Genomic DNA, 17,873 nt, shown 5'->3' with positions numbered 1-17,873 from the left:
CCGCGGCGCGCCGGTCATATCCGCCCCCGCGATGCCCAGGCCCGAATCCCGTCCGCCAGCGCCAGCATCGCCATGATGACCACCCCGGTCAGCGCGAGTACCGCGGCGATCAGAGAGGTGTCCCGATCGGCCACCGAACCCGCGAGCACCGCACCCAGTCCCGGATAGTTGAAGATGGTCTCCACCACCAGCGCACCACCGAGCAGCATGCCGACAGTGGTCGCGAAACTCGCCACAATCGTCGGCAGCGCGAACGGCAGCACATGCCGGGTCAACACCGATGTGGCCGAAAGTCCGTCCAGCACCGCACTTTCCACATGTGGCGAGCGCGCCGAAGCCAGCAGGGCGGCCCGCACCACCCGGGTATTCCAGCCGATCTGCGGTATCGCCAGTGCGAGCACCGGCAGCACCAGCATGTCGGGACCGGCCGGAAATCCGGAACGCCCGGTAATGGTGACGGCGGGCAACCAACCCAGCCCCAAGGCGAACACCAGGATCAACAGGGTCGCGATGACGAACTCCGGAATCGCCGCCGCCGCGGTGGTGGTCGGCTGCAGGAACCGGGTAGCGATGCTGCGCCGCGCCGCCCACCAGCCGCCGAGTAGTAGCGAAGCGACCACCGTCACCAGGAAGGCGAGCCCGCCGAGCAGCAACGTCGGCGGAAACTTGTCGGCCAATAGCTCATCGATCGATCGCCCGCGCGCCGTGCGACCGAAATCGCCGGTCGCCACACCAGATATCCACTCGAGGAACCGCACCGGCAGCGGACGGTCGAGGCCCAGTTCGTGTTCCTTGGCCGTTAGCTGCGCCGCGGTCGCATCGCGGCCGAGCACCGCGCGGGCGGCGTTGCCCGGCAGCAGGTCGATGGCCGCGAATACCGTGGCCAACAGCGCGACCAGCAGGACGATGCGCCGGATGAGGAGTCGGGCGATGAACATCACTGCGCGAGCCAGGCTCGTTCCAACTGCACCCTGGCGAAGCCGCCGAGGGTCGGCACATCGCGCACCCGGGACGCCGCGATATCGATACCATCGGCCATGCCCCACACCAGATAGCCGCCGCGGGCGTATTGAATCCGCTGCACATCACGGCAGGCGGCCATGTATTCCGAGTCATCCGCAGCGGCAAGCGCTTTCGCGGTCGATGCATCGAATTCGGGATCTGCGAAGGCGGTTTCGTTGCGATTGGATGTCGAGGACATCAGCTTGGTCGCGAAGAACAGCGTGGAATCATTGGTGCCCCAGGAGACCGTGTACAGCGGCGCCTTCATCCAGGTCTGGTCGTAGAAGGTATTCGACTCCTGTGTCACGACATCGAGGCGCAACCCGATATCGGCCAGCTGGGTGGCGATCACCTTCGCCGATTCGACCTCGCCCGGCGCCTCGGCCTTGGTGCGGAACTGATAACCGCGCCCGGTATCGAATCCGGCATCGCGCAGCAGCGCCTTCGCCCGGTCCACATCGCGGGTCCGCTGCGCAATGGTGTTGCCGTACAACGGATCGCCGGTGCCGAGGATATCGTTTGCGACCGTGCCGTACCCCGAGTGCACCTGATCGACCAGGGCCTTGCGATCGACGCCCAGCCGAATCGCTTCGCGCACCCGCGCATCGGCGAACGGCCCGTCGGAGGTCCGCATCGCCACCCCGACCATGGTGTCGTTCGACCGTCGCACCACCCGCAGATCACCGCGCCCCTCGGCGGTGCGTCCCGCGATCGCACCGACATTCGAGGCCAGATCGATCTGCCCGCCGAGTACCGCATTACCCAATGCCGTCACGCTGTCGAACATGGTGACCTCGATGGCGTCCAGTAGCGGCGCCGGACCGTACCACCGATCGTTGCGCACCAGCCGGGCATTGCCGCCCTGATAGGACTCCAACCGGAACGGCCCGGTGCCGATGGCCTTGGTGAAATCGGTGGTGTCCTTCGGCACGGTAAAGGTCATCAACCGAACCAGAAGCGGCAGTTGGGAATTCGGTTCGGGCAGCGCGATCACCACCCGGTTCGGCCCGTCCGCGGTGATGTCCTCGACGGCGGCGGGCATTTTCGACGCACCGCCGACGGTCCGCAGCCGACGCAGCGACCACACCACGTCATCGGAGGTGACCGGGTTTCCGTCGTGGAAGGTCGCGCCGTCGGCAATGGTGAAGCTCCAGCGGCGGCGCTGCGCATCGGCTTCCCACCGATTCGAAAGGCGCGCAGCAACATTCGGGTTCGCGCCCGGTACCGTGAGCGCGTCGTACACCAGCGAGGTGATGAGAAAGTCGCTGTCATTGCTGAGATTCGCATGCGGATCGCGTTCGATCCGCGCCGCGCTGCCGAGCGCACCGACTCGCAGGGTGCCACCGCGGCGCGCGGGGCCGTCCGAATTGCCACCGTTCGAGCAGGCGGCGACCAACAGCAGCGCGCCGACGCCGATTCCCGATCGCAGGAGTTGTCGTCGATTCCATTCCATGGTGCTGCCTTCCTCGAACCTTGCGAGTTGCCCGCGCGACGGCGAACTCTAGCGAATCTAGCTAGGACAGGCTAGCCTAATAGAGCTCCGGTCGTTGAGTTTCGCCGAACCACAGCCATCAGTCACCACCCCGAAGGCAATGCCGCACATTTGCTACAGCTAGCCGCGGCAGACTCGGCCCCATCCGTGCACGCTCAGAGTCCACGACCCACTTAGGTAAGCCTTGCTTAATTCGGCCGGACCCGCTAGCTTCGCAGATCGAATCGTCATAGCCCCGCTTTTCGACCCGATGCGAAGAAGGGATCTCTGGTGAAAGGCGTTCTCTCCGAACGTAAGACGCTTCACCCACTGGATATCGAACGGCGCGAGCTGCCGACCACCGCCGGACATGCGGTGCGCGCGCTCGCCCGTGAGATATGCGCAACGCTCGACTCCCGGCCCGATGGCCCGGCCGATACCGCTCGCACACTGACCGATCCGACATTGCTCGAGCACATCGATGCGCGCGTCGGCGAGTTACCCGACGCGGTACGCGTCGCCATGCGACCGCCCGCGACCGCGGCCGGCGCCACCATCGTCGGCACACTGCCGCTGACCGATGCCGAATTCGGCCCGACCCCGCCGAGCTGGGTCGAAGCGGCCCGCTGGAGTGGTGAATCCGACCGCCGCGCAAGCTCATTCGAACTCGATATCGTGATGCTGCTGCTCGCCCGGAGCGCGGGTGAACCGTTCGGCTGGCAGGGCCAGCAGGGCGGGCGGCTGGTCAACAACATCGTGCCCTCCCCCGGCCACGAACACGAACAATCCGGTGCTAGTAGTAAAACCCTGCTCAGCCCGCATACCGAGGACGCGTTCCACCCGGACCGGGCCAACCTGCTGATGCTGCTCTGCCTGCGCAATCCAGACGGTGTCGGCACTACCATCTCCTCGGTACGCCGCACCGAGCTGTCCGATGACGAACGCCGACTGCTCGGCACACCGACCCTGCCGATCCTGCCCGACGTCTCCTACGGCACCGGTCACGAGCGCTATTCCGCGACTCCGTTGCCGACGCTGTGGAGCGCCGAATCCGCTGACAACACAGCGGATTTGACGCTTCGCTACGATCCCGCATATACCCCGCTCGACGATGCCGATGCCGAATTCCGGAACGCGTACGCGCACCTCACCGCGGAACTCGAACGTGTCTGCGTCACCGCCGCACTCGCACCCGGCGAACTATTGCTGGTGGACAATGACGTAGCCGTGCACGGTCGAGTACCGTTCACCGCGCGCTACGACGGCACCGACCGCTGGCTCAAGCGCGTCAATATCCGCCTCACCGAACGACGACGGCGGGCCGCCGAGGCCGACGAAAATGGTTATGGGCAACGGATCGTCGCCCCGTTCCGAGCGGCAAGCAACCCGCTCGCGATCGACGGTGTACCGGCTCGGGCTACCGCCCGGACCGCAGTAGGACTGGATACGACACAACATGATCGAGGAACCGTTGAGCACTCGTGACCGGAGCACACCACTGCGTGTGCTGAGCCGCAGCGATCTCGCGGACGTGCCCATCACGCCCGCCGAGGTGGTGCGCGCGGTGGAGGATGCGTATCTCGCCTTCGCCGAGAGAGATTCGGATAATCCGCGCAAACTCAGCGTCGCGAATCCGGACGGCTGGTCGGTGGCCTACGCCATGCTCGGGCGCGACGGCCGGCGCCGGGTGGTCGCGATGAAGACCTCCTATAAATTCGATCCCGGCCATGACCGCAGCACCAAGCGCTACTACACGACCATCACGCTCTATGACGACAGCACCGGCGCGCCGATCGCCATGATGGACTGCGCCAGGGTCGGCGCGCTGCGCACCCCGGCGGTTTCGGCGCTGCTGGTGCGCGAGACCGTACGCCGCGGCGCGGAAAGCGTGCTGCTGATCGGCACCGGCACCCAGGGCCGAAATGCCCTGCCGCACTTGCTCGCCGCCAATCCGCAGCTGCGCAAGCTGATGCTCTACGGCACCCATCCGGAGGGACTGGCGGCGGTAGGCGATTACCTCGCCGCGTACAACCCACACGCTGTGCTCGAGACCGTCGAGGATCCGCGTGCGGCCGCGGGTATCGCCGATGTGGTGCTGGCGACGGCGGGCCCGGGTACCGAGGTCGCGATCGAATCCGAGGATCTCGCACCGGGGTCCACCGTGGTGCTCGTCGGCTACGGATTGGCGCCGTCCTCGCTGATCGACGCCGATCGGGTCATCGCGACCAGCGCCGAGCAGATGGCGCTGACCGGCACCGATATGGCCGGTCCCGACGGCAGGTTACGCACCGTCGACGCCGAACTGCCGCAGATCCTGAGTCGCCGTGCGATCGCGCGCCGCTCCGACGACGAGCGGATCTTCGTCTACAACAGTGGATTGGTGCTGACCGATATCGCCGTCGCGCACGCACTCGCCGAACGCGCCATTGCCGAGGGCCGCGGCACGGAGGTGCCCCTGTGGGACTAGACATCAGCGCCGTCGAGTTCGACAAAGAGGTGCACAACCTCGGCACGGCCGAACCCGACGGCACGCTGCTGTTCGACAACGGCTCGACCCGCGACAAAGTCAAACTCGGCGAGCCTGCTTCGGGTACCGAGACTGCCCCCGATCCCGCTGTACTGGCGGCAGTGCAGGGGCTGCTGAACATCTGCGCGCCTGCCCTGCCCGCAAACACCGACGACTGGGAGCGCAGGCTACTCGCCGATCCGAATCTGCTCGGCGATATCGCCTTTGCGATCGGCGGGCCGTTCCATGTGATGTATCCCCCGCGAATCGCGGTGAATATCAACGGGTTCCAGCGGGCATTCGAACAGGCCGATGTGGACGGAGTTGTCTACTACGGCAAGAAAGCGAATAAAGCCGCCTGTGTGGCTCGCGCCTGCGCAGAATATGGTACGGGCGTTGATGTTTCCAGTGTCGGCGAGCTGCATGCCGCACTGTCACAGGGTATTCGCGGTGACGAGCTGATGATCACCGGTCCCGCCAAATCCGACGATCTGCTGTGGCTGGCGGTGCGGCATCGCGCACTGCTCGCCGTGGACAGCCTCGACGAACTGCACCGGTTGGCCGCTTGCACCACCTCGGCCGCCACGGCCCGGGTGCTACTTCGGATACTGCCCAACGGCTCCGCGAGCCGATTCGGCATGACCGCCGCGGAATTGGATCGGGCGATTTCGGTAATCGGCACCGTCGGTCACGAATCGATTCGCCTGCAGGGCTTCAGCTTCCACCTCTCCGGCTACGATGCCGTAGCACGCGCCGAACAGGCCGACGAATTGATCACCCGGTGCCTGGATGCGCGCACACTGGGCCATCCGGCCACAACCATCTCCATCGGTGGTGGATTCGGCGTCGACTATGTGTCCGCGAGCGCCTGGTCGGAGTTCACCGAGCATGCGAACGGCCAGTGGTTCCATGCGGGGAAATCCTTCGATTCGTACTACCCCTACCACTTCCCGGCACCGGGTCCGGCCATGCTCACCGCCATTCTCGAACACAACGCACTGGCGCAACGACTGCGCGACAGCGATATCCGGCTCGCCATCGAACCCGGCCGGGCATTGCTCGACCGCGCCGGATCCAGTGTCTTCCGGGTGCAGGGCAGCAAGACCCGCACCGCCGACGGTCACCCCTACCAACTGCTCACCGTCGACGGCACCAGCCTGAGCCTGTCCGAGCAATGGTTCGACAGTGAATACCTGCCCGATCCGATACTGTGGCCGCCGCGCCCCGGCGAGCTCACCCCGACCTGCGTCGGCGCGGCCAGCTGTCTGGAGTCCGACATGCTCAGCTGGCGGCGCATCCCATTACCGCGCCGAGCCGAGGTCGGAGATCTGCTGATCTATCCGAATACCGCCGGTTACCAAATGGATTCGAATGAATCGGCCTTTCACGAACTGCCGATTCCGCCGAAGGTCGTGCTGCGCGACACCGGCGATCTACTCCGCTGGACGCTCGACGCCGGATAATCCGGCACCCCATTTTCGACCATTACCCTTACGGCCCGAACGAGGAGACCTCCATGGCGCTCGTCACGCGTGTGACGGATCTGATCGGTCGCACCCCACTATTCGAACTGGCGACCACCGCGACCGGCACCCGGCTGCTGCTCAAACTCGAGCAGTTCAATCCGACGGGTGCGGCCAAGATCAGGATGGCCCGCGCGATGATCGATGACGCCGAGCGTCGAAGTTTGCTCAGCGATGGCGGGCATATTATCGAGTCCACATCTGGGAATACCGGGCTCGGCCTCGCGGTAGTAGCGGCCGAACGTGGGTATCGCTTCACCGCCGTGGTCGATCACCACGCATGTAAGGACAAGTTGCGCGCGATGCGAGCAATGGGTGCGGAATTGGTATTCGTCGCCGATGAGGGCGATGACAACCTGGCCACCTCGGCGCGGGAAGACCTGGCCGAGGCCATGGCAGCCGGGCGGTCGGACGCGTACTTCACCGAACAGCACAACAACGACTCAAACGCGGTCGGGTACTACGCCGTGGCCGAAGAATTGCTGGAGGACGTGGAGCGCGTCGATATCCTGCTCTCCGCGGTGGGCACCGGCGGTTCGCTGTTCGGCACCGCGACCCGACTGCGCCAACTCGGCTGCACGCCACGGGTGATCGGCGTGGAGCCCGTCGGCTCGATCGCCTTCGGCGGTCCGGGCGGTCCGTACTGGCAGTCCGGCACCGGCACCCCGCCCGGCGCCACTATCGGCACCGCCGTGGACTATTCGCTGCTCGATGAGGGCGTCAAGGTCTCCGATATCGCAGCCTTCGCCACCGCCCGCGCGGTCGCGGCCAAACTCGGCCTGATGATCGGCGGCTCCGCGGGCGGCTCGGTGCACGCCGCGCTCACCCGCCTCGCGGAGTTCCCGCCCGGCTCGACCGTGGTCACCATCGTCTGCGACGGCGGCGAAAAATACCTCGACACGGTCTTCGACGACGAGTGGATGAGCGAACACGATCTGCTCGATGCCGCGACCGAACGCGACGTGCACGCCATGCTCGACCGCTACGCCCCCACGCGACGCGACCAACTCGTGGAGGCGCTATGAGGTACCCGCGCACCGGGATCGGAGCCTTCGATGCAGCGCGGGACGCTCGCGCAACACCCCGTGCGCCTGAAATAATCACCTCATTAGGATTGCCTAACCGAAACGAACAAACTCAGCAACGAGTTGGGATGAGGCACATGGCGATCGGTTTCAGGATTCGACCGGTGGAGGCACGATGGTGAAACTGGCCACCCTCCGTGCCGATGGGCGACAACTCACCGCACTGGCCGCACCGATCGCGCTCACCCAACTCGCGCAGATCGCGGTGTCCACGACCAATATCGCGCTGATGGGCACGCTCGGCGTGCGCGAGGTCGCCGCGGGCGGGCTGGCGATGGTGCTGTTCAACCAGATTCGCACGATGTGCGTCGGGCTGATCACCGGGACCGGAAATCAGATCGCGTCCGCGGTGAGTGCGGCAGGTAACCGTGGTGAGTCGGCCGATGGCGAGGTCCGCGATATCGTCCGGTCCAGTTTCCTGATCGCCACCTTCGCCGGAATCATCGGCGGCGCGGTGCTGATCGGACTCGGCTGGGCGCTGCGCTGGCTCGGCCAGGACGCCGGCGTGCTCGCCGACGCACGACCGCTGATGCTCGCACTCGCGCCCGGACTGCTGCCCTGCCTGTGGTTCCAAGTGCTGCGGCAGTACACGGTCGGTATGCGGCGTCCGCAGGCGCTGCTGCTGGTCACCCTCGGCTCGGTGGCGCTGAATCTGGTGCTTGCCCTCACCTTCATGCACGGCTGGGTCGGACTGCCCGCACTCGGACTGACCGGCATCGGCGTCGCGACCTCATTGGTCTTCCTGATCACCTTCGGCGTCTTCTTCGCGATGGTGCGCGCCGATGCCGAACTCGGCGCCACCCTGCCACTGCGTCCGTGGCCGGTGCATATACCGACCATTCGAGCCGAGATCGGACTCGGTGCGCCGATCGCACTCACCTACGGTTCGGAGGCGGGCATGTTCTCCGTACTCGCCCTGGTGATGGGCAGTATCGGACCGGCCGCGCTGGCCGCGCACAATGTGGTCTACCAGATCATCTATATCGTCTTCCAGATCGCGATCGGCCTGTCGCACGGCGCGTCCATCCTGGTCAGCCACACCGTCGCGCGGGACGAATTCGGCCATGCTCGGACGCTGGCCTGGCTGGCGCTGCAACACGCGGGCATCGTCGCCGCGATCACCGGCGTGGCTTATATCGCCGCGCCGAAGCTCGTGCTGAGCCCGTTCCTCGAACCGGGCGACACCGCGACGATCGAACTGGCCCGCTCACTGCTGCTCATCGGCATCGTGCTCCAATTCTTCGATGCCGCACAGAACATCGGCACCGGCCTGCTGCGCGGGCTGAAGGAGACCAAGGCGGGCTTTCGCCTGTCCCTGGTCGGCTACTGGCTCGTCGGCCTGCCCACCGCCCTGCTGCTGGCCTTCCCGCTCGGCCTCGGTGCCGCAGGTGTCTGGTGGGGACTCACAGCGGGTCTGGCCAGTACCGCTGTGCTGATGCTGCGCCGTTACTTCGCGCTACTGGATACCGCGGCCTCCGCTCACCCCCATGCGACGCCACAATCCCTACCCACCCCTTCCTGACCTCGTAGAATACGGACCGACTGGGCGGCGGAAAGCGTTGTGCAGCAACCTGATAGCGTGCCGGGAATGCGGCAGAGCCTGGCATTGAGTTGTGAGCGGATCTCCGCTGAACTGCTCGACCACTTCGATGGGGTCGGCATGGTGCGCGGTGAGTACGTGTTCCGCGCGGCCGGGAAATATCCTACGCCCGAATCGGTTTCGGGTTATCTCGTGCCGTATCTGCGCCATATTGCGAAGCGGGCGAGCGGAACGATCTGGTATCGCACCATGGAAGCCGATACCGCCGAATGCAATACCCTCGACGGCGTCGACGAGATCATCGACGAGCCGCATAAACTGCTCGGCCTGCGCGGTATTCGCCGAGCGCGCCGCTTTCCCGACGCGTTCATCGCCGAACTCGAGGGCATTGCGCAGGTACGCGACGAGGGCGCGGATATCGGAGTGCTTTTCCCCTTCGTCACCTATGTCGACGAATTGCAGTGGGCCATCGAGCAAACCCGGGCCGTGATCGGCGACTGCCCGGTCGCCACCATGATCGAGATCCCGTCACTGCTGCTCGAGGTCGACCGTGTCGTCACCACCGGAGTGTCACGGGTGGTGATCGGCTGCAACGATCTGTCCTCGCTGCTGCTCGGCCAAGCCCGCGCCACCCTGCGGCCGGTCCGCCCCGTTCCGCCGCTGCTGCGCGCGATCGAACGGGTGACCATGATGGCCGCCGCCGCCGGCGTGCAGACCGCCGTCGCGGGCTATCTGCATCCGGACCTGCTCGCGGCCTGTGCGAACCTCGGCGTCGACGAGTGCGTGCTGCACTACTCCGATCTGCCCGAAGTACTGGGTGAGCAGTTCGCGGACCTGCCGGATCTCGATGTGCTGCAAGCGATCAAGCGCAAGACCCGCGCCGCGATCGCGGTATACGAGGCGGAGCGGGCGGCCAGTTCCGATCCCGACCACCCGCACGCCCATCAGACGTTGACGCCGTAATCGCGGGCGATGCCCGCGAGCCCGGAGGCATAGCCCTGACCGATGGCGCGGAACTTCCACTCGTTGTTGTGCCGGTACAACTCCCCGAACACCATGGCGGTCTCGGTGGACGCATCCTCGGTGAGGTCATACCGGGCCAGCTCGGCGCCCGTGGTCGCGTCGACCACGCGGATGTAGGCATTGCGGATCTGGCCGAACGACTGTCCGCGCGCATCGGCATCGTGAATGGAGACCGGGAAGAAGATATTGGTGATCGTCGGCGGCGTCGCCGCCAGATCGACATTGATCACCTCGTCATCGCCTTCGCCCTCACCGGTGAGATTGTCACCGGTATGTTCGATCGTGCCCTCGGGCGAGCGCAGATTGTTATAGAACACGAAGTGCTGATCGGATAGCACGCGCTGATTCGGCCCGGTGGCGAGCGCACTCGCATCGAGGTCGTAATCGGCCCCGGTGGTCGTTCGCACATCCCAACCGAGCCCGACCGCTACCTTGGTGAGATTTGCGGTCTGCTTCGACAGCGAGACATTTCCGCCTTTGGCCAATGTGACGCTCATGATCCCCTTCCATCCGACGCCTTCGCGCCGTCTTTCATCACGATGATTACTCTGTACCGGACAGGGTTGTGCCGGTTCAGCTCTGGGTATCGGCCCAGGCACGCAAGGTCTGCACACGCCCTTCGAGCGCATGCAATTCACTCGCGTCGAGTACGGTGCGCTCGATTCCGTGCGCTACCGCGAAGGCCGACTGTCGGTGGTCGTCGATGACATGCACATCGATCTGCACCGCGACATAGTCTGTCGCACTGGGCATTTCCTCGGCGACAACTCGTGCCTGCCCGCGCGCGCACAGCGCGACATTGCCACCGCCGAGAATAAGCAGTGCGACATCGGGCCGTTCCCGCAAGCGGGCCAGCGAACCGCGATCGAATTTCAGGCTGAGCAGAATCCGCCGATCACCGGCGCGCACCGGCCAGGACACCGGAATCGCATGCGGCGCTGGATCGGTGGTGACCAGCACCGCGATCGTTTCCTGCGGCCATTCCGGGAGTACGTCCAGTTCGGGATGATCGGAAGTCGCGTGGTCTTGACGTTGCACGGGGCTCGCTCCGGCTGCCATGTTCGTCACCTCTTGATCGCTGCAACGCGGCGGGCTGTGCCACGTTGCCTGCAAGTCTAAGGTCCTGTGGCGCTTGTTCGCTGGCGCTGCGACCTTTGTCCGAAGTGCTCACAGGCACCTCTCAGGACACCGATACGGCGTCGCTGGTGCTGGGCAGAGCCCTGGCCCAGTCGCGCGCCATATCCTTGACGCGGATCCCGGTAGACGCGTCATGGCGCCCGTGCTCGCCGATCTGGGTGGCGCCGCGGGCCATGAGCAATTCGGCGGCGATCTCCCCGCCACGGTTGAAGGTATCGCCGTAGACCGAATCGCCGAGGCCGAAGACCGCGAAGGTCAGCCCGGTCAGATCGGGTTTACCGGCCTCGAGTGCGTCGAAGAAGGGTTCGGCGCCGGACGGCAGTTCACCGTCGCCATAGGTCGAGCAGACAATGATGTGGAAGGCATCGGTGTCCAGATCGTCGATATCGAAGTCGGTCATGTCGTAGACCGAGACGTCATGGGCCGACAGCTCATCGGCCACGCACTGCGCGGCCGCCTCGGCGGTGCCCATCTCCGAACCGAACAGAACGACTACCCGCACTTCCTGACTCCTCTCGCCCGACAAGGTCAAGCAAGGTAAGGCTACCTTAATTTGCAGTCGATTGGTCGGTCTCGGGAAGGTCTTCGGCACCAACGCCCCGAAGGTCATGCACAAAGACCACCGGCGTCCCGGCCATCTCATCAAAGACGACATGCTTGCCGGCAGGTGCGTTCGGCGTCATTACGCTCGGTCAGGGGCAGCTTTGTCGCAGCCGGCGCCGAGGGCGTCAGCGGTACAGAGGGCGTCGAGGGCCATCCGGGTGTCGACGGTGAAGGGTTCGTTGTGGATGGTTTCGCCGGGGGCGGTGGCGCGGTCGGCGATGGCGGCCAGGGTTCGATTGTCAGCGTCGGCCAGGCCGAGTGCGGCGAAGGTGGTCGGCAAGCCGACCGACGTGCAGAACTCGAGGACCGTTGAAATCTCTTCGGTGGGAGCGCCTTCCAGTACCAATTGGGTGAGGACACCGAAGGCAACCTTTTCGCCGTGCAAGTACGGGTGCGTTTGCGGGGCAGCGGTCAGGCCGTTGTGGATGGCGTGCGCGGCGGCCAGGCCGGAGGATTCGAAGCCGAGGCCGGAGAGCAGAGTGTTCGCCTCGACGATGCGTTCGAGGGCCGGGGTGACGGTGTGGTTGCGGACCGCGGCGAGGGCGTGGGTTCCATCGGCGAGCAGGGTGCGATAGCAGAGTTCGGCCAATGCGGTGGCGCTGCGCGTGGAGGCGCCGCCGCGCATATTCCGGACCCGCGCGGCACTACAGGTCCGCGCCTCGAACCAGGTCGCGAGCGCGTCACCCATCCCAGCGGTGAGCAGCCGCGCCGGAGCCTGCGCGACAGCGGAGGTATCGACCAGCACCAGTGCCGGATTCCGCCGAACCAGCTGATAGGACTCGAATTCCCCGGCGTCGGTGTAGATCACCGACAACGCACTGCACGGCGCATCACTGGACGCGGTCGTCGGGCAGCTGATCATCGGCAGCTCCAGATCATCGGCCACCGCACGCGCCGTATCGATCACCTTGCCCCCACCGGCCCCCAACACCACCGTGCTCTCGCTCTCCAGCACAGCCGCCGTCACTCGCGCGATCTCGGCCCGACTGCACTCGCCCCCGGACCGATGCACCGAATACTCGATCTTCGCCTCGGTAAGCGACTCCCGCCACGTCTGCGCCAACAACCGATACGCACTGGCCCCCGCCACGATCAACACCGGCCCCCCGATCCCCAGCCGCGTCATCTCCGCCCCGAGCGCCGCAGTCGCATCCCGCCCTTGCACGTAATGCCCCGGCGAAGAAAACACACTCAGCATCTGCCACCTCCCGATCCCGGGCACCGCCGATTCGCCCACACGACCGGCACCCGACAGCCGACTCCGTATCGCAAACGCTACGCGCTTGCGCTGGCCCCGGCTGAGCCATCAGACGTATGGCATCGGCACCCTCGATGCCGGGGGCTTGCCTGACTCCCGGCTACCGCGGCCAGTACTTGCGCCAATCGGCTTGTAATAGTGCGGTGCGTTCGCCGCGGGTGGCTTCGGCGGCGTCTTCGGTGGCGCGGATTTTCGACGCGAAGGACAAGGTGGCCTTGCGGAGGCGTTCTTCCGCGCTGTCTTCGCCGCCCAGGTGGACTGTGCGCAGGGCGTCGGGGATCAGGTCTTCGGGCAGGCCCGCTTTGCGGCTGTGGGAGCGGATTTTCTCGGCCAGGGCGAGGGCGGGTTGGGCCATAGCTATGCCGTCGAGGCAGGAGCGACGGGACTTTTCCGCGGATTTGCGCTCCTCCCAGGCTTTTTCCTGGGCGGCGATCTTTTCCGCGACGGTGGCCGACGGGTCGATGGGCGCGTCGGCGAGGTGGGGGCTGCGATTGACGAGTTTGGCGACCAGGGCGGCGGCGACATCGTCGACTGTGAATTCGCCCGCGGCCTGGGCGATTCGGGAGTGGAACAGCACCTGCAGCAGCAGGTCGCCCAGTTCCTCCTTGATGGTTTCGGCATCGTTGTGCTGAATGGCGTCGAGGAGTTCGTAGGTTTCCTCGAGCAGGTAGGGGCGCAGCGAATCGTGGGTTTGGGTTACTTCCCAGCCGCCGAAGTTCCAGAGGCGATCCATCACTTCGACCGCTCCGGCCAAACCGGCCGCCACCACAGCGGTATCGGTGCGTTCGGAATTCGAGTCGGCACCGATAACCGGTTCGGACTCGCGGTGACCAGTGCCGTTCGCCGGCCCCACCGCCGCGGCGGCATGGCGGGCCGCACGCAGGACAGCTTCCTCGCGGTTGGAGTTCATCGAACGGTTGCCTCGGTGGCGACGCGCAATTCGACGAAACCCTTGGGCTTGCCATCCAATTGCAGCAAGAGGTCGGCAACGAATTGCAACAGGACGAGGTCGCGCACCCGGTCCGCACCGACGCTGTCCTCCACCCGGGGCAGCGGCAATTGCACAACACCACTTGCCGCGCGATAACCCGCGCTCGGGTACAGCCGCTTCAATCGCATCTGCTTGGAATCGGGCAGGCTCATCGGCGAAACCTTCAATGTGGTTCCGGTGACTGCGATTTCGGTGACATCGTATTCACGAGCCAGCAGGCGCAGTTTCGCCACCGACACCAACCTGCCGACCTCGACGGGCAGTGGCCCGTACCGGTCGACGAGTTCCTCGACAACGGACTCCACCGTCGGATCATCTTGCGCCGCAGCGAGTTTGCGATAGGCCTCCAGCCGAAGCCGATCGCTGGTGATGTAGTCGGGCGGTATGTGCGCATCCACCGGGAGGTCGATGCGAACCTCCTTGATCTCCTCGGTCGTAATCGGCTTACCGTCGGCGGCGGCCCGATACGCCTCCACCGCCTCACCGACCAACCGCACGTACAGGTCGAAGCCGACTCCGGCCACATGCCCGGACTGCTCCGCACCCAGCACATTTCCCGCACCGCGGATTTCGAGGTCCTTCATGGCCACCGCCATACCCGCGCCGAGATCCGAATTCTGCGAAATGGTCGCGAGCCGGTCGTAGGCCGTCTCGGTGAGCGGTTTCTCCGGTGGATAGAGGAAGTAGGCATATCCACGCTCGCGACTGCGACCGACGCGCCCACGCAACTGGTGCAGCTGCGAAAGACCGAGGGCATCGGCGCGTTCCACGATCAACGTATTCGCATTGGAGATATCGAGTCCGGTCTCGATAATGGTGGTACAGACCAGCACATCGAATTCGCGCTCCCAGAACCCCTGCACGGTCTTTTCGAGCATGTCCTCGTTCATCTGACCGTGCGCGACCACCACCCGCGCCTCGGGCACCAGATCGCGAATCCGCTTGGCCGCCTTGTCGATCGACGAGACCCGGTTGTGCACGTAGAAGACCTGGCCGTCGCGCAGCAGCTCACGCCGAATGGCCGCGGTGACCTGCTTATCGTTGTACCCGCCGACATAGGTGAGCACCGGATGCCGTTCCTCCGGCGGCGTGAGGATGGTCGACATCTCGCGAATGCCCGCCAGACTCATCTCCAGGGTGCGCGGAATCGGCGTCGCGGACATGGTCAACACGTCGACGTGCGTGCGCAGCGCCTTGATGTGTTCCTTGTGCTCGACACCGAAACGCTGTTCCTCGTCGACGATGACCAGGCCGAGATCCTTCCACCGCACGCCGGTCTGCAGCAGCCGGTGCGTGCCGACCACGATATCGACGGCACCGTCGACCATTCCCTCCAGCACGGCGCGGGATTCGGCCGGATCGGTGAAGCGCGACAGCCCCTTCACCGTCACCGGAAATCCGGCGACCCGTTCGGTGAAGGTCTGCAGATGCTGTTGCGCCAGCAGCGTTGTCGGCACCAGCACGACGACCTGCTTCCCGTCCTGCACCGCCTTGAAAGCGGCGCGCACAGCGATCTCGGTCTTGCCGTAGCCGACATCACCACAGACCACGCGGTCCATCGGGACCGCCTTCTCCATATCGGCCTTCACCTCGGCAATGGCGGTCATCTGGTCGACGGTCTCGGTGAACGCGAACGCGTCCTCCATCTCCTTCTGCCACGGGCTGTCCTGACCGAACGCATGCCCGGGTGCGGCCTGCCGCGCCGCGTACAGCTGAACCAGCTCGCCGGCGATCTCGCGAACCGCCTTGCGCGCCTTGCGTTTCGTATTCGCCCAGTCGGAACCGCCGAGCTTGGACAGGCTCGGCATCTCGCCGCCGACATAGCGCGAAAGCTGATCCAGCGATTCCATCGGCACGAACAGCCGGTCACCGGGCTGACCGCGTTTCCCGGGCGCATATTCGATGACCAGGTATTCCCGCCGCGCCCCGCCGACGGTGCGCTCGATCATCTCGACGAAGCGGCCGATGCCGTGCTGATCGTGCACCACCATATCGCCGGCGGTCAGCGCCAGCGGGTCGACTTGGTTGCGGCGCTTGGCCGGTAGCCGCTTCCCCTCCGCCGGTGCGGTGACCCGATTGCCGGTGAGGTCGGATTCGGCGACGACAACCAGACCGGCGTCATCGAAAACGAGTCCATCGTGCAGCGAACCGCACAGCACACCGACCAGTCCTGCCGTCGGCTCGGCACCCGACGCCAAGAGCGCAGCGGGCACGTCCGCATCCGAGAGCCGTTCCAGAATGCGTTGCGCCGTACCGTGACCCGCGACGACCACGACCGCGCGCCCACCGGTCAGCACATGCGCACGCAGGGACGCGAAGATCGTCGCCACCAGCTCATCGGAACCGCGCGCCGCCGGACCGGCCAATACCGGCAGCACGACCTCGGCGGGATCACCGGAGGTCAGCGGGCTCAGCGTCCACCAGGGCAGACCGAGCGCGTTGGCGCTGTCATGGATTTCGGGCAGCGCGCGGTAGCCGGAGGCGGCCAGATCGAGTCCGTGCCCGCCCAGCGGCGCCGCACCGCCGAACGAGGCCGCGGTCCATGACGCCTCCAGGAATTCCGCACCGGTGCGCACCAAATCGGCCGCGCGCGTTCGGATCTTCTCCGGATCACACAGCAGCAGCTGGGTTCCGTCCGGCAAAACCTCGGTGAGCAGCCGCAATTCGCCGGGCTGCAGCACGGGCAGCAGGGCCTCCATACCCTCGACCGGAATGCCCTCGGCCAGTTTCTCCAACATCTCGACCAGCGCCGCATCGGCGGCATTCGCCACCGCGACCTCCGCGGCGCGCGCACGAACGGCCGTGGTGAGCAACAGTTCTCGACACGGCGGCGCGACGACCACATCGGCCGTCACATCGGTCAGTGAACGCTGGTCGGCGACCGCGAAGGGCCGCAGCTCGGTCACCTCGTCGCCCCAGAACTCCACGCGCACCGGGTGATCCGCGGTCGGCGGGAACAGATCGAGGATGCCGCCGCGCACCGCGAACTCACCACGCTTACCGACCATATCGACACGGGTGTAGGCGAATTCGATCAGGCGCGAGAGCAATTCGTCGAAATCGAACTCCGCACCGACACGCAGCACAATCGGTTCGATATCACCGAGGCTCGCGGCCATCGGCTGCATCAGAGAGCGAACGGTCGTCACCACGACCCGCAGCGGTTCCGGGAATACCCGATCCTCCGGATGCGCCAGTCGCCGCAGCACCTCGAGCCGGCGCCCCACGGTGTCGGCCCCCGGCGAGAGCCGCTCATGCGGCAGCGTCTCCCAGGACGGGAACTGCGCGACCGCCGCACCGAGGATTTCCCCGAGCTCGACCGTCAGATCATCGGCTTCCCGACCGGTCGCCGTCACCACCACGAGCGGCCGCTGGGCCGCGATCGTCGCCGCGACGAACGGCCGCACCGCCGACGGCCCGACCAACTCGACCGGCGACTTCCCGACCAGGTCGGCAACTGTCCGCAGGGCCGAATCGGCCCCGGCCACCGCGGCCAGTCCGGCAAGAGGTGGGCGGTGGGTGGACATCAAACACTCCTGAGCTCAGGCGGGGTTTTTTGATCGGCCAACCGAGTCTAAGCTCCCCCGCCTCCCGAGCCTTTTGCCGGTCGTTGGGTGCCACGACACAGTCGTAGCGGCCGGCGGTCGAGCGGGAGGTCGAGTTCTGGGCGTTCCCGACGAGTTACCCATGTGCTCACGAAATCAGTCGACACTGCACAACCTACCAACGCGCTG

The 17,873-nt window shown here is 65.8% G+C and carries 14 protein-coding genes; 6 read left to right on the top strand and 8 right to left on the bottom strand.

All coding sequences use genetic code 11. The features are described from left to right. Window positions 1-14: 14 nt before the first annotated feature. Together AB0J29_RS14000 and AB0J29_RS13995 are read right to left on the bottom strand one after the other, a co-directional pair. On the bottom strand, window positions 15-938 hold the full coding sequence (locus AB0J29_RS14000; RefSeq protein WP_364784793.1) for an ABC transporter permease: 924 nt from the start codon (window positions 936-938) through the stop codon (window positions 15-17). After that, a complete protein-coding gene (locus AB0J29_RS13995) occupies window positions 938-2,455 on the bottom strand; it encodes an ABC transporter substrate-binding protein (protein ID WP_364784520.1) in 1,518 nt (505 codons plus the stop codon). Before AB0J29_RS13995 ends, AB0J29_RS14000 begins: the two co-directional genes overlap by 1 nt. 309 nt (window positions 2,456-2,764) lie before the next feature. Here AB0J29_RS13995 and AB0J29_RS13990 point away from each other — a divergent pair, with 309 nt between their 5' ends. From AB0J29_RS13990 to AB0J29_RS13965, 6 genes are all read left to right on the top strand, one after another. Further along, a complete protein-coding gene (locus AB0J29_RS13990) occupies window positions 2,765-3,958 on the top strand; it encodes a TauD/TfdA family dioxygenase (protein WP_364784517.1) in 1,194 nt (397 codons plus the stop codon). Further along, window positions 3,930-4,940 (top strand): ornithine cyclodeaminase family protein, encoded by a 1,011-nt coding sequence (locus AB0J29_RS13985; protein WP_364784514.1) that lies wholly within the window; start codon window positions 3,930-3,932, stop codon window positions 4,938-4,940. Before AB0J29_RS13990 ends, AB0J29_RS13985 begins: the two co-directional genes overlap by 29 nt. Beyond that, window positions 4,931-6,442: a Y4yA family PLP-dependent enzyme gene (locus AB0J29_RS13980; RefSeq protein ID WP_364784511.1), complete on the top strand. Its 1,512-nt coding sequence runs from the start codon at window positions 4,931-4,933 to the stop codon at window positions 6,440-6,442. Before AB0J29_RS13985 ends, AB0J29_RS13980 begins: the two co-directional genes overlap by 10 nt. A gap of 53 nt (window positions 6,443-6,495) precedes the next feature. Further along, the gene (locus AB0J29_RS13975) at window positions 6,496-7,527 is read left to right on the top strand and encodes a cysteine synthase family protein (protein WP_364784508.1); all 1,032 of its coding nucleotides are present in this window, start codon (window positions 6,496-6,498) and stop codon (window positions 7,525-7,527) included. 175 nt (window positions 7,528-7,702) lie between these two features. Then, window positions 7,703-9,109: an MATE family efflux transporter gene (locus tag AB0J29_RS13970; protein WP_364784505.1), complete on the top strand. Its 1,407-nt coding sequence runs from the start codon at window positions 7,703-7,705 to the stop codon at window positions 9,107-9,109. A gap of 66 nt (window positions 9,110-9,175) precedes the next feature. Next, window positions 9,176-10,090: a putative PEP-binding protein gene (locus tag AB0J29_RS13965; protein WP_364784502.1), complete on the top strand. Its 915-nt coding sequence runs from the start codon at window positions 9,176-9,178 to the stop codon at window positions 10,088-10,090. Here the strand turns inward: AB0J29_RS13965 and AB0J29_RS13960 are convergent. The 6 genes from AB0J29_RS13960 to mfd form a co-directional block, all read right to left on the bottom strand. Continuing rightward, window positions 10,072-10,647: a TerD family protein gene (locus AB0J29_RS13960; RefSeq protein ID WP_364784499.1), complete on the bottom strand. Its 576-nt coding sequence runs from the start codon at window positions 10,645-10,647 to the stop codon at window positions 10,072-10,074. The genes AB0J29_RS13965 and AB0J29_RS13960 overlap by 19 nt on opposite strands. Window positions 10,648-10,723: 76 nt before the next feature. Continuing rightward, window positions 10,724-11,209: a hypothetical protein gene (locus tag AB0J29_RS13955; protein ID WP_364784496.1), complete on the bottom strand. Its 486-nt coding sequence runs from the start codon at window positions 11,207-11,209 to the stop codon at window positions 10,724-10,726. A gap of 121 nt (window positions 11,210-11,330) precedes the next feature. Further along, window positions 11,331-11,789, bottom strand: coding sequence for a flavodoxin domain-containing protein (locus AB0J29_RS13950; protein WP_364784493.1), 459 nt, complete (start codon window positions 11,787-11,789; stop codon window positions 11,331-11,333). Between the two features lie 180 nt (window positions 11,790-11,969). Continuing rightward, the gene (locus AB0J29_RS13945; RefSeq protein ID WP_364784490.1) at window positions 11,970-13,088 is read right to left on the bottom strand and encodes a glycerol dehydrogenase; all 1,119 of its coding nucleotides are present in this window, start codon (window positions 13,086-13,088) and stop codon (window positions 11,970-11,972) included. A gap of 160 nt (window positions 13,089-13,248) precedes the next feature. Beyond that, window positions 13,249-13,881 (bottom strand): MazG family protein, encoded by a 633-nt coding sequence (locus tag AB0J29_RS13940; protein ID WP_364784790.1) that lies wholly within the window; start codon window positions 13,879-13,881, stop codon window positions 13,249-13,251. A 173-nt stretch (window positions 13,882-14,054) separates the two neighbouring features. Then, window positions 14,055-17,666 (bottom strand): transcription-repair coupling factor, encoded by a 3,612-nt coding sequence (mfd, locus tag AB0J29_RS13935; protein WP_364784487.1) that lies wholly within the window; start codon window positions 17,664-17,666, stop codon window positions 14,055-14,057. Between the last annotated feature and the right edge of the window lie 207 nt (window positions 17,667-17,873).

The sequence above is a fragment of the Nocardia sp. NPDC049707 genome (genome assembly GCF_040674855.1).
Lineage (GTDB): Bacteria > Actinomycetota > Actinomycetes > Mycobacteriales > Mycobacteriaceae > Nocardia.
This window is presented reverse-complemented; position numbering and strand designations above follow the sequence as displayed.

Excerpts from the sequence above, each read along its gene's own strand:
- AB0J29_RS14000 (WP_364784793.1), bottom strand. The coding sequence starts at position 938 with ATGTTCATCGCCCGACTCCTCATCCGGCGCATCGTCCTGCTGGTCGCG.
- AB0J29_RS13995 (WP_364784520.1), bottom strand. The coding sequence starts at position 2,455 with ATGGAATGGAATCGACGACAACTCCTGCGATCGGGAATCGGCGTCGGC.
- AB0J29_RS13985 (WP_364784514.1), top strand. The coding sequence starts at position 3,930 with ATGATCGAGGAACCGTTGAGCACTCGTGACCGGAGCACACCACTGCGT.
- AB0J29_RS13975 (WP_364784508.1), top strand. The coding sequence starts at position 6,496 with ATGGCGCTCGTCACGCGTGTGACGGATCTGATCGGTCGCACCCCACTA.
- AB0J29_RS13970 (WP_364784505.1), top strand. The coding sequence starts at position 7,703 with ATGGTGAAACTGGCCACCCTCCGTGCCGATGGGCGACAACTCACCGCA.
- AB0J29_RS13965 (WP_364784502.1), top strand. The coding sequence starts at position 9,176 with ATGCGGCAGAGCCTGGCATTGAGTTGTGAGCGGATCTCCGCTGAACTG.
- AB0J29_RS13960 (WP_364784499.1), bottom strand. The coding sequence starts at position 10,647 with ATGAGCGTCACATTGGCCAAAGGCGGAAATGTCTCGCTGTCGAAGCAG.
- AB0J29_RS13955 (WP_364784496.1), bottom strand. The coding sequence starts at position 11,209 with ATGGCAGCCGGAGCGAGCCCCGTGCAACGTCAAGACCACGCGACTTCC.
- AB0J29_RS13945 (WP_364784490.1), bottom strand. The coding sequence starts at position 13,088 with ATGCTGAGTGTGTTTTCTTCGCCGGGGCATTACGTGCAAGGGCGGGAT.
- AB0J29_RS13940 (WP_364784790.1), bottom strand. The coding sequence starts at position 13,881 with ATGGATCGCCTCTGGAACTTCGGCGGCTGGGAAGTAACCCAAACCCAC.
- mfd (WP_364784487.1), bottom strand. The coding sequence starts at position 17,666 with ATGTCCACCCACCGCCCACCTCTTGCCGGACTGGCCGCGGTGGCCGGG.